At 70.8% G+C, this 13643-nt stretch carries 4 protein-coding genes; all 4 read left to right on the top strand.

What is annotated here, in order from left to right; genetic code table 11:
* Window positions 1-1035: FAD-binding oxidoreductase (locus EIO58_RS05555; protein WP_164861541.1), on the top strand; the 1035-nt coding region annotated here is incomplete at its 5' end.
* Between the two features lie 295 nt (window positions 1036-1330).
* Window positions 1331-3676, top strand: a complete 2346-nt coding sequence (locus EIO58_RS05550; RefSeq protein ID WP_127818669.1) for an ATP-binding cassette domain-containing protein — start codon at window positions 1331-1333, stop codon at window positions 3674-3676.
* 254 nt (window positions 3677-3930) lie between these two features.
* Window positions 3931-11544 (top strand): DUF7927 domain-containing protein, encoded by a 7614-nt coding sequence (locus EIO58_RS05545; RefSeq protein WP_127818668.1) that lies wholly within the window; start codon window positions 3931-3933, stop codon window positions 11542-11544.
* Between the two features lie 260 nt (window positions 11545-11804).
* Window positions 11805-13643 (top strand): Ig-like domain-containing protein (locus EIO58_RS05540; RefSeq protein ID WP_240658589.1); only part of this gene is annotated, 1839 nt, incomplete at its 3' end.

The raw sequence follows: 13643 nt of genomic DNA, 5'->3' as shown, positions 1-13643 counted from the left end.
CGGCTGGTGCGGATCGGACCGGGCGCCCGGTGGATGCAGGTCGCCGCAGCGCTGGGCGAGCACGGCTGGGCGCTGAGTTCGGGGGACTACGGCGGCGTGGGCGTCGGCGGGCTCGCCACGGCGGGCGGCATCGGCTTCCTCGCGCGCGAGCACGGCCTGACCCTCGACCACCTGCGCGCGGCCGAGGTGGTGCTGGCCGACGGCACGATGGTGCGGACGGATGCCGAGCACCACCCCGATCTGTTCTGGGCGGTCCGCGGAGCCGGCGCCAACATCGGCATCGTGACGGCCTTCGAATTCGAGGTCGACCACGTCGGCGACGTCGGCTGGGCGCAGCTGGCGTTCCAGGTCGATGACGTCGCGGAGTTCCTCGAGGGGTACGGGCGCATCGTCGAGGCCGCGCCGCGCGACGCCACGGTGTTCCTGCTCGCCGGTGGGCCGCGTCCCGGGCAGCCGCAGGTCGTGCAGCTCTACGGCGTGGTCGACTCCGACGACCCCGACACGATCATCGCGCGGCTTCAGCCGTTCGCCGAGCTCGCGCCGCTCGTGCAGCAGTCGGTGCAGCTCGTGCCCTACGCGCAGGTGATGGCCAACGCCGACCTGGGCCCGCAGCACGGCGCGGGAGAGCCGCATTCGCGCTCCGGGCTGATCGAGCACGTCACGCCGGAGTTCGCGAACGCGGCGGCGCGGATGCTGGAGTCCGGCGCCATCCCGTTCTTCCAGCTGCGTGCGGTCGGCGGGGCGGTCTCCGACGTCCCCGAGGACGCCACGGCGTATGCCCACCGGTCGGCGAACTTCTCGGTCGTGGCGCTCGGCTCGAACCCCGCGCGCCTCGACGCGCAGTGGCAGGCGCTCGCCGCTCACGTCCGCGGCATGTACCTGAGCTTCGACTCGTCCGAGCGTCCCGAGCGCATCGCCGAGGCGTTCCCGCCCGCGACGCTCGCGCGGCTGCGACGGATCAAGGCCCAGTACGACCCGACGTGCGTCTTCCGCGACAACTTCGCGATCGAGCCCGCCGGGGCTGACGCCGCCTGACCTCCGGCATCCGTCATCCGTTCCTGGCGACTCGCCACTTCCGGCCGCTTCCCGTGCGCATCTTGGCGACTCGCCACTTTCGGCCGCATTCTCGTGCGGATCTTGGCGACTCGTCACAAAGCGCCCGCGCGATCGGATTTCTGGCGAGTCGCCAGGACGGGCGGATTCCGTCGTCTTCCTTGGCGAGTCGCCAGACACGGCGGCGCGGGGCGGTGGCCAACGGGTGGGGCCACCGACGGACACTGAGCAGGATTCAGGAAGCGGGATGTCCGGATTGAGCGGCAGACTGTTCGCCATGCCAGACACCCACATCGCCGATTCCCACGAGGTCATCCGTGTGATCGGAGCCCGCGAGAACAACCTCAAGAACGTCTCGGTCGAGATCCCGAAGCGCCGGCTGACGGTCTTCACCGGGGTCAGCGGCTCGGGCAAGTCGTCGCTCGTCTTCGGCACGATCGCGAACGAGTCGCAGCGGCTCATCAACGAGACGTACCCGACGTTCGTGCAGCAGTTCATGGGGCAGCTGAGCCGGCCCGAGGTCGACGGGCTCGAGAACGTCAGCCCCGCGATCATCGTCGACCAGGAGCGGATGGGCTCCAACGCGCGATCCACGGTGGGCACGGCGACCGACGCGTTCGCGATGCTGCGGTTGCTGTTCAGCCGTCTCGGCCAGCCCCATGTCGGGTCGCCGCAGGCCTTCTCGTTCAACATCCCGTCGGTCTCGGGAGCGGGCGCCGTGACGCTCGAGAAGGGCGGCAAGACCGTCAAGGAGCGTCGCAGCTTCGAGATCACGGGCGGCATGTGCCCGCGGTGCGAGGGACTGGGCGAGGTCAGCGACATCGACCTCGACGAGCTGTTCGACAAGACGAAGTCCCTCGCCGAGGGCGCGCTCACGATCCCGGGCTACAACGTCGACGGCTGGATGGTGAAGGGATTCACCGAGTCGGGCTTCGTCGATCCGCACAAGCCCATCCAGGACTACACCGAGCAGGAGCTCCAGGACTTCCTCTACAAGGAGCCCACGAAGGTCAAGATGGCCGGCATCAACATGACCTACGAGGGGCTCGTGCCCAAGCTCACGAAGTCGATGCTGCAGAAGGACCGCGACTCGCTGCAGCCGCACATCCGCACGTTCGTCGACCGTGCCGTGAAGTTCACGGCGTGCCCCGACTGCGGCGGCTCGCGGCTGAACGAGGGCGCGCGGTCGTCGAAGATCCGGGGGACCAGCATCGCGGATGCCGCGGCCATGCAGATCACAGACCTCGCGGAATGGCTCGACACGGTCGACGACCCGTCGGTCGCCCCGCTCATGGCGGGGCTCCGGCAGACGATCGCTGCGTTCATCGACATCGGCCTCGGCTACCTCTCGCTCGACCGCTCGTCCGGCACGCTGTCGGGCGGCGAGGCGCAGCGCACCAAGATGATCCGCCACCTCGGGTCTGCCCTCACCGACATCACCTACGTGTTCGACGAGCCGACCGCAGGCCTGCACCCGCACGACATCTCGCGCATGAACGACCTGCTGCGGCAGCTTCGCGACAAGGGCAACACGGTGCTCGTGGTCGAGCACAAGCCCGAGGTGATCGAGATCGCCGACCATATCGTCGACCTCGGTCCCGGTGCGGGGCGGGCGGGCGGCGAGGTGCAGTACGAGGGCGATGTCGCGGGGCTCCGCACCTCGGGCACGATCACGGGCCGCCACCTCGACGACCGCGCCCGGCTGAAGCCTGCGACGCGTGACCCGAAGGGGGCGCTCGAGATCCGCGGCGCGAACCAGCACAACCTCAAGGACGTCGATGTCGACATCCCGCTCGGCATCCTGACGGTCGTCACGGGTGTCGCCGGGTCGGGCAAGTCCTCGCTCATACACGGCAACGTTCCGGCGTTCGACGACGTCGTGGTGGTCGACCAGTCCCCGATCAAGGGCAACCGCCGCAGCAGTCCTGCGACGTACACCGGCCTGCTCGACACCATCCGCTCCGCGTTCGCGAAGGCGAACGGCGTGAAGCCGGCCCTGTTCAGCGCGAACTCCGAGGGCGCGTGCGTCGCGTGCCGCGGCCTCGGCGTGATCATCACGAACCTCGGCTTCACGCAGACGGTCGAGACCCTGTGCGAGGTGTGCGACGGCTCCGGCTTCTCAGACGAGGTGCTCGAATACCTGCTCGATGGCAAGAGCATCGCCGAGGTGCTCGCGATGACGGCGGCAGAGGCATCCGTCTTCTTCGCCAAGGGTGCCGCCCACACGACGCTCAGCCGCATGATGGACGTCGGGCTCGGCTACCTCACGCTCGGCCAGGCGCTCAACACGCTGTCGGGCGGCGAGCGGCAGCGGCTGAAGCTGGCGATCTCGATGGCGAAGAAGGGTGCGATCTACGTGCTCGACGAGCCGACCACGGGCCTGCACCTCGCCGACGTCGACAACATGCTCGGGATGCTGGACCGCCTCGTCGACGCCGGCAACAGCGTCATCGTGATCGAGCACCACCAGGCCGTGATGGCGCACGCCGACTGGATCATCGACCTCGGGCCCGGCGCCGGTCACGACGGCGGCGAGATCGTGTTTCAGGGCACACCGGCCGATCTCGTCGCGCGCGGCGGCTCGCTCACGGCCGAGCACCTGCGCGAGTACGTCGGCGGCTGATCCGCCGCACGCTTCCGCCCAACGGGTGAGGCAGGGGGTGAATTTCGACCGTCACCTGGTGGCGGATCGCTAGCCTGCTCCCATCGGTGGCACTCAGCACAGCGCCGCGGCGACCGGGGTGCTCCGGCGGCGGCGACCACGCCCGTGCGGTCGTCGGTGCCACGGGGGGAGTGAGATTGTCTCGCGCAAGAACGAGTGGTTCAGGTCGGTCTTCGGCGGTGATCGGGCGGCGGCTGCTCGCACCGATCGCGGCGATGGCGATGCTGGTAGGCCTGATTTCGGCAGCCCCGGCCGCCGCGGCCGGCCCAGCGGTGCTCTCGATCACCGTGACACCGGTCGACTACCTGACCGGCCAGGTGCAGACGACCGCCGGACGCGGTCAGCACGGTGATCGCATCGCGTACCGGGTCGACTACTCGTGTGCCGTCGAGGCGTGCGCGGGCGCGACGGTCCGCTTCACGCCGTCTCAGCCCGACCCGCACGGTATCGTGACCAACCCGCCCCGGGGCGGCAAGACCCTCCTCTCGTACGAGACGTGGACCCGCCCGCCGGGCAGTGGGACGGCTGCACCGACCGGGAGTGACGAGACGGGCTGGACCTTCCCCCTCGGCGACGTCCCGGCCGGGACCTCGGGCAGCTTCCTCGTGCAGTACACCAGCCCTGCGGTGAACACCTACACGACACTGCTGCCGTCGCAGTTCTATCCGAACGACTTCCAGATCGTCATGGGTGCGACGATCGATTCGCCCAACGCGCAGGCGCCCGCGACCTCCACCGCCGCGGCGGTCACGTGGCAGAACACCGTGCCGGACCCCAGCCTCACGGTGCGCGGTCCCGGACTGGTCAGGCCGGGCGACACCGCGAGCTACCTCGTGCGGATGTCGACCGGTGCCATCGCCAGGCGCGACGCGTCATCCGTCGCGGGCTTCTCGAATCTTCAGGCGGCGAGCAACTACACCGTCCGCGTTCCGCTGCCGGCCGAAGCGGTGTACGTGGAGGGCAGCGCCTCGCTGGGCGGCACCTACGACGCCGGCTCGCACAGTGTCGTCTGGACGCGCGGCACCGTCGAGACGCCCGACTACTACGCCGGCGGCGGCTTCGGCACCTCGAGCCCCACCCAGCAGTGGGTCGCCCGTGACGAGTATCGTCCGCGCTCCTTCGCGGTGACGTATCCGGCGTCGAACTTTCCCGAAGCCGACGAGAACGGCTGCAACTTCGAAGAGACCGCCACGATCCAGAACGCCACGGTGACCGCGACCTACCTCGACACAGCGCGGACGACCAAGACGTCAGCGCCCGACTCGTTCGGGACGGTGGTGTCGTGCTATGACCCGTTCGCCCGGGCGAGCACCGCCAAGGACGCGCTGTCGGATGCCACCGTGGGAGGTGTCCGACAGGTCAACGTACCTCCGGACGTGACCGGGATGACGTGTCCTGAGACCGGCCGCGACGACTGGAACCGCGTCTGCACGCCGGGACAGGCCCTGGCGCCGTTCGCGGACAACGCGAAGTACTGGGTCGTCGGCGCGTACAACGCCGGCAACGTGCCGGGACGCGCGACAGTCGTCGACGACACGCTGGATCAGGCCGACGCGCCCGTGTATCAGATCCGGGCAACCTCCACGCAGCCGGCTCCGACCATCGACTTCACCTATCAGTGCGCGACGGGCTCGCCTGTCTCGGGCTCGGTCACGGCGGTCAGCACCACGCTCACCGCGGCGCAGCGTGCGGACGGCTGCCGGTACACGTCAGCGACCGTCACGAGCGGAGACATCGCGCCTGGCAACATCCGTCCCACCGACACGGCCGGCGGAACCCCGTTCCACGTCTACTTCGACTTCACGGTCACGACGACCGCGCCGGCCGGCGAGACCCGCTCCAACAGCACCACGATGACGATGAGCTATCCCGGCCACGACCTCGAGGACGTCGTCGACAGCGCCACGCGCGTCCTCAGGCTCCGCGAGACCCCGCGTGTGGCGACCGCCCTGCCCCGGTTCGCGGCGAGCTTCGTGGGCAACCCCGTCGTCGAGAACGGCGGCAACGCGGTGCCCGGCCGGAACGTGACGTTCTCGCTCCGCGGCGCGACGGCGAATATCCCCGCCGACCAGGACGTGGCCCCGATGTATGTCTTCACTGCGCCGGTGGGGTGGCGCGTCGTACCGGACTCGGCATCATTCGGCGCGCAGGCGATCGACCCGTCCGTGACGTTCGCGTACCGGACGGTCACGATCGACGGCCAGCAGCGCGACGTCGTGGTCGCGAGCTGGCCGGACACGGTCCGATTCGGTGAGAACACGACCTGGCCCACGATGACGGTGAAGGCGCAGCCGACCTTCGCGGTGGCCGCCGGTACGCAGAGCCGGGCCAGCGCGTGGGTGGGTGACTCGCGCGACTTCTACACGGCCACCGATGCGACGTTCACCGGCGCGGTGACCGATGCGGCCGACGTCGACGGCGACGGATCGACCTCCGACGTGTTCGCGAGCGTCGTGCAAGATGTGCTGGTGTCCGGCACGGACCTGGCGTCCGTCGTGAAGGAAATCTGTCTCCCCGACGACAATGGCGACTGCGACTGGATCGGCGACAGCAGCCGTCCCGTGCCGGTCTCCACCACGGCCACCGACATCCGCTACCGCGTCACGATCGCCAACGCCGGCAACCGGACGCTGAACGGCATCGTGACCTACGACATCCTTCCGTACGACGGGGATTGGCGGGGATCGACGTTCACCGAGACGCTGAGCCAGGTCGACAACGTCTCCAGCGGCCTGGACCTCAGCTATTCGGTGTCGAGGAACCCTCCGCGCCCGGAGGTGACGAGCGAGCCCACCGACAGCACGCCGTGGACGCCGACGGTCTCCGGCGCGGCCGCCATCCGCGCCGCCTACGACGGCGATCTGGCCCCAGGTCAGGAAGTGTCGTTCGAGTACGCGGCCGATGTCGGCGCGGGGTCGAGCGCCGACGCCCGAGCCTGCAACTCGATCGCCATCGACACGGCGCAGACCCTTCCGTCGGAGCCTCCCGCAGTGTGCGCGGTCACCGCGGAGGCGGACGTGGAGATCACCGTCCCCGAGCGACTCCCGCTGCAGGCGGGCCGGCCCGGTGTCGTGCCGTTCACCGTCGTCAACCACGGCGGCTCTGCGGACGCGCCCGCCAGCGTCACCGTCGAGGTGCCGGAGGGACTCACCGTGACCTCGCTGAGCCCGGCGGGGTGGTCGTGCACGACGCCGGCGGGCGCTGCGCCGGTCGAGGGCGCCGCGACCCTGACGTGCGAGCCGGTCGATGCGTCCGGCGAGGTCACGACGCTCCCTCTCGACACCGCGGTCCCGCTGCAGCTGCCGGTGCGCCCGGCCGACGGAGCAGGGGCGACGTGCGTGGAAGCCGTCGTCTCGGGCATCATGGCCGACCCGGTGCCCGAGAACAACGACGCCGAGGGCTGCTTCCGGATCTTCGCCGGCGCGCCCGGGCTCCAGGTCGACAAGTCGGACGGCGTGGAGGTCGCCGTCGCGGGTGAGCAGCTGACCTACACGATCACGGTGACGAACGTGCTCGTCGGTGAGGCGCTCACAGCCGTGTCGGTCGAGGATGCGCTGCCGGCCGGCGCGGTGTTCGTGAGCGCGAGCGACGGCGGCGTCCACACAGGAGCGGACGCCAGCGGCCAAGGCGGCAGCGTCGAGTGGGTCGTCGACCTGGCGCCCGCCGGCACGCCGGACGGCGAAGGATCCGACGGCACCGGAGCAGCCGGAAGCTCGCTGACGAGGACCGTGACGGTCCGCGTGGACCCGGGCGCCGTCGGCGATCTGGTCAACGTGGTCACCGCGTCGGCACCCGACCCTGCTTCCAGCGGCGAGGTGCTGTCGGCCGAGGCCGACGACACCGATCAGCTGCGCCGTGTCTCGGTGTCGAAGTCGAGCAACGCGGCTGCGTCGGGCGTGCGTCCCGGCGACCGCGTGACCTACACGGTCAGCATGGTCAACGACGGCACCGCGGGATTCCCTGAGGACGACCCGGCACGGCTCGTCGACGACATGTCGGGTGTGCTCGACGACGCCACGTTCGCCGAGGGAACGGCGGCGGTGACGGGCGCGGACCCCGCCGCCATCTCGCCGGACGACTCCGGCCGCGTCGTGTGGTCGGGGCCCCTGCCGGTGGGGGCCGCGGTCACGTTGACCTACACCGTCGTCGTCGGCGACGGCGCGGACATGCGTCTTGCGAACACCGCGTGGGGTTCGGGAACCGTCGGCGCGTCATGCGACGACGGTGTCGATCAGAACGGCTTCGCATGCGCGACGGTCGAGTCGGTGTTCGCCCCGGAGCTGAGCAAGCGAGTCGAGTCGTTCTCGCAGAACGACGACGGCACCTGGTCCATCGTGTACGCGATCGATGTGACCAGCGCAGCGCCCGAGGGATCGACGACGTACGCGCTCGCCGACAGCCTGCGGTTCGGCGCCGGCCTCGAGGCGATCAGCGCGACGGCGACTCTCCCCGACGGTTCGCCCTCTCCGACCTGGGTCGCTGACGGCGACGCGACGATCGCCGCGGGCGTGCCGATCGCGGCCGGCGAGCAGCACACCTACCGCGTCAGTGTGACAGCCGAAGCCCACGAGACCCCGGGCACCGCGACGGCGGTCTGCGCGGCGGGCGCGGAAGGCGGCTTCGCGAATGCCGCGTCGCTGTCGCTGCCGGGTCGCTCGCTCGTGACCGCCGAGGCGTGCGCGTCCCCGGTCGAGCCTCGAGTCGGCAAGACGGTCGCGGCTCCGGTGCAGCAGCCGGACGGCAGCTGGCTGGTCTCGTACACCGTGTCGGTGGTGAACCGAAGCCGGGCCACGGCCGACCTCGCCTACACGCTGCGCGATCAGCTCCGGTTCCCGTCGGGTGTGGTGGTGCTGGATGTCTCCGCCAGCGGTCCCGGCGGCAGTGCGATCGCCGGATTCGACGGCGCGGCTGCCACGTCGCTGACGCCGGCGGTGGTGCGCATCCCGGCACCGACCGGGACGCAGTCGTCGGTCGCCCACTCGTACACGGTGACAGCGCGCGTGGACGCGCCGCTGGGTGCCGTCGCGGCGTCCGACTTGCTGTGCGGACCCGCCGGAACCGGCGGCTACGCGAACACCGCGACGCTCTTCGCCGGAACCGGTGCCACCGTGTCGGGTACCGCGGATGCCTGCACCGCGGTGATCGCCAACCCCATGGTCGACATCGCCAAGCGCGTGGTGTCGTCATCGATCCTCGACAGCGACAACTGGTCGATCGTGTATGAGGTGCGGGTTGAGAACCCCGATGCCCGGTACGCGTCGCACTATCGGCTGGAGGACCGGCTGGCGTTCGCCGACGAGGCGACGGTGGTGGATCGGCGCGTCACCGGCCCCGCCGGAGTCGCCCTCGACACGACGTGGAACGGCGACTCGAACCCGCAGCTGCTGAGCGCGCCGGCGGCGATCGCCGCCGGGGCGACGCATGTGTACACGGTGACCGTCGAGGTCGACCCGGGCAGCCTGATCGCGGAGTCGCCTGCGGCCGACTGCCGAGTCGATGCAGGCGAGACGGGCACGGGCTACCGCAACATCGCGACCGTGGTCGTGGGGGGACGCACGGCCTTCGCGGATGCCTGCGAGCCGGCCACCGACCCGAGCGTCGTGAAGGCCGTGGCGGGGCAGCCGGTGCAGGACGAGCAGGGTCTGTGGACGGTGGCATACACGATCACCGTGACGAACCGCTCCACGACGACCGCGGGAACGATCCCCTACGAGCTGACCGACGCCCTCGCCTTTCCTGCGGGGGTCGCGATCGAAGAGGTCGTGGTCGTCCCACCGGACGGTGCAGAAGCGGACGGCGCGTTCGACGGCACGACGGTGACGACGCTCGGCGGCCATGCGATCGGTGCGGCGGCCAGTGAGTCCGAGCCGCGCGTGCAGACGTGGACGGTCACGGTGACGTTCGCCGTTCCGGCCGGTCTGTCCGCCGTTCCCGCCTGCGATCCGCAGCAAGGCCCCGGCGGACTGCGCAACGAGACCGAGATCCGCGTCGGCGGCCGGGTCTCCGGTGCCGTCGCGTGCGTCAACGCGCCCGAGGTGCCGGCGCCCGCCGTCTCGAAGACGGTCACATCGCAGCGGCAGCTGGCCGACGGCACGTGGGCGGTCGCCTACGAGGTCGCCGTCGTGAACCCGTCGGCGACAGCGGCGAGCCGCTACACCCTCGACGACGCCTTCGCGCTCGGCGAGGGCATGACGCTGTCCGAGGCGACGGTGGATGTGCCCGCCGGTCTGCCGGACAGCGAGTGGGACGGCACGAGCGCCGAGGCCATCGCGACGGACGTACTGCTGCCGGCGGGCGGGAGCCACACCTACACCGTGCGCGCGGTCATCGACGCGGGCGCCGTGCAGTCGGCCGACGACGCGGCCGACTGCACCATCCAGCCCGGTGAGGTCGGAACCGGACTCGGGAACACCGCAACCCTCGACACGGGAGCTGTGCAGCTGGAGCGCTCCGCCTGCGCCCAGACGTGGGACCCGGGTGTCACCAAGCAGCTCGACGGCGTGCCCGTGCAGCAGGCCGACGGCGCATGGCTGCTGTCGTACACGATGACCGTCACGAACGCGTCCGACGTGCGGCTGTCGTACGGGCTCGTGGACGAGCTCTCGTTCCCGGCGGGCAGCGAGATCACCGTCGAGTCGGCCGCCGGCCGGTCCGGCTCGCCCGCGGTGAACGCGGATTGGGACGGGCAGACCGAACTCCAGCTCGTCCCCGACGGCGCGGCACTGCCACCGAACGCCGTGCACGTGTTCGACGTCACCGTGCGCGCGATGCTGCCTGACGACCAGGACAGCGTCGACGACGGCTGGGCCAACACCGCCACCGTCGTCTCCGGCGTCGAAGGGGTCATCCGGACGGACGCCGTGGCCACGGCCGACATCCGCGTGCCGGTGCTCGCGATCAGCAAGACCGCGACGCCGTCCGAGTCGTTCCTGCGGATCGGTGACGCCGTCGCCTACGAGATCACGATCGAGAACGTCGGCGAGGGCGAGTTCACCGACGTGTACCCCGCGCTGTTCTGGGATGACCTCGGCGACGTGCAGGATGACGCCGAGCTCGTGGGCGACCTGGCGGCGAGCCCGGCGACCGGGCGGTTCACCGAGACGGGGTCCGCCTATCGATTCGCCGCGCCGCTCGCGCCGGGCGAGAGCGTCACCATCACGTACACCGCCACGGTGGCCGACCACGGCGGCAACGCCGATCTGGTCAACCTCGCGTACGTGTCTGACCTGACCGAAGCCGCGCCGAACCCTCCGGCGGCCGACGATTGCGACGACGGCTGCGCCGTGACGCGCACGCCGCTGGCGGCCCTCCAGATCGCCAAGGCGGTCGATGCCTCGGTGGTGTCGTCCGGCGACACGCTGCGCTACACGGTGGCCATCACCAACACCGGCAACGTCGACATCCCCGAGGGCGATCCGGCCGTCGTCACCGACGATCTGAGTGGAGTGCTCGAAGGTGCCTCCTACAACGGGGACGCATCGGCCACGAGCGGCGCAATCGTGGCGAGCGACGCGACGCTGACGTGGACGGGCGGCCTCGAGACGGGTGAGACGGCGACGGTGACCTACTCGGTGACCGTCGCGAGCACCGCGCAAGACGGGTCCTCTCTGGTGAACGTCGTCACGAGCGACCCGACGCTCTTGGTCCGGGCGGCCGACGGCGGCGACGCCGTGCGGCAGGTGTCGGCCACGTCGGCCGTTCAGCGGCTGGCGGTCACGGGCGGGCATGGATCGTTCGGCGCAGTGTGGACACTCGCGCTCGTTCTGCTCGCGGCGGGGCTGGTCCTGATGTTCGGGCGTCGACGGCGCGCCGGTGCCCGGCCGAGTTGAGTCCGTCCATACCCGGATCCCGATGGGGGATTCTCCCCATCGGGATCCGGGCGGTTCCGACATACGCTCGCGGTGGGGAGGGTGCACCAGTGGGGTGGGACTCCGGGTTAGGCTGTAGCGTCCCCCCTCTCTCGTGAGCATCCGGCGGTTCCGCCAGGTGCTCCGTCGCACCGCTCGATGACGCCCAGAGGAGGCCCGCCCGCATGAGGTCGTTCACGTGGCTCCGGTCGCGCCCACGCACCCTTGCGTCGGCCGGCGCGGTGACCGCAGCCGCCGTGACGCTCACGACGATGGCCTTCGTGTACCAGGGGCTTCCGACGACCGAGGTCGACCTCCACGACGGCGGGGTGTGGGTGACGAAGCAGTCGAGTCTGCTCGTGGGCCACTTCAACCACGAATCGAAGGTGCTCGACGGCGGCCTGCGCACGACGGGCGACGAGTACGACGTCCTGCAGTCGGGCGAGACCGTCCTCGTCGTCGACGAGGGGTCCTCGAGCGTCACGGTCGTCGACCCGGCGATGGTCGCGCTCGCCGACGCGGCGAACGTCCCCGCCGGCGCCAAGGTGACGCTCGGCGGTGGGACCGTGTCGATCCTCGACCGCGCGTCGGGCGACCTCTGGGTCGTCGACGCGGCCGCGATCGCGTCGTTCCAGATCGAGGGCACCGACCCGGCCGTGAACGTCGGCGAGGGGGCGGATGCCGCGATCGGCGTCGACGGCCTCGTCCACGCCGTGTCGCCCGAGCGCCGCGAGATCGTCACCCTGGCCCTCCAGGAGGACGGGATGCTGTCCGAGCCTCAGCGGACCGCCCTGGCCGACCTGCCGAAGAACTCCGAGGTGTCGATCTCGGCCGTGGGTCAGCGCCCCGTCGTGCTCGACGCGTCGACGGGCACGGTCTACGCCGACGGAAGGGCCACCGTGGTCGATGGCGCCCGGAGCGCCGTGCTGCAGCAGCCGGGGGCATCCTCGGACGCGGTGACGCTGTCGACGGATGCCGCGCTCGTGCGCGTGCCATTCGACGGGTCCGAGCCGACGGCGGTCGAAGCAGGTCCGGAAGGGGCGCCCACGGCGCCGGTCTGGCTCGAAGGCTGCGCCTACGGCGCGTGGAGCGGATCCGCACGATTCGTGCGGGACTGCGCCGGCGACGGCGACGACCTCACCAGCGACATCGAGGGCGTGGAGCCCACGTCGGTGCTGCGGTTCCGCGTGAACCGCGACGTCATCGTGCTCAACGACATCGTCGGCGGCGCGACGTGGATGGCCGCCGAGAGCATGCAGCGCGTCGACAACTGGGACGAAATCACGCCGCCCGAGGGTGAGACCGAAGAGGACGAGGAGACCACCGAGGAGACCGTCGAGACGACGCTCCCGGAGCGGTCCGAGATCAACACGCCCCCGGTCGCCACCGACGACGACCTCGGCGTGCGACCGGGCCGCACCACAATCCTGCCGGTGCTCGACAACGACAGCGATCCCGACGGCGACGTGCTCACTTCGCGGGTGCTCGACGGCGGACCGTCGACGGGCGACGTGCAGTCCATCGACAACGGCCGCAATCTGCAGATCGCGGTGCCCGAGGACGCGACCGGCGCGGCATCCTTCTCGTACGAGATCTCGGACGGCCGCGGCGGCACCGACACCGCGTCGGTCTCGCTCGCCGTGCGCCCATGGGACGTCAACGCAGCCCCCACCCAGAAGCGCATCACGACCGTCGCGGTGGAGTCCGGCGGCACCGTGACCTACAACGTCCTGCCGGACTGGATCGACCCCGACGGCGACGACGTCTTCCTCGCCTCGGTCACGCCCGCCGAGGGCGACGAGGCCGACTTCACCTCCGACGGGCGCATCACCTATCGCGCGGTCGGCGGCACGCAGGGACGCAAGGACGTCGCGATCACCGTGTCGGACGGCACCGACATGGCGGTGGGCACGGTCAGGTTCGACGTGCGCCCGGTCGGCTCGATCGAACCGGTGACCAACGCCGACTACGTCGCGGTCCGGGCCGGCCAGACGGCGACCGTCGCGCCGCTCGCGAACGACGTCGGGGCGGGCCGCGAGCCGCTGCGGCTGGCGCGCGTCGACGCGGTGCCCGGTGCCGAC

Source organism: Microbacterium sp. CPCC 204701 (assembly GCF_004010105.1).
Taxonomy (GTDB): domain Bacteria; phylum Actinomycetota; class Actinomycetes; order Actinomycetales; family Microbacteriaceae; genus Microbacterium.
The sequence above is the reverse complement of the archived record's forward strand: the minus strand, read 5'-3'. Positions and strand labels throughout refer to the sequence as shown.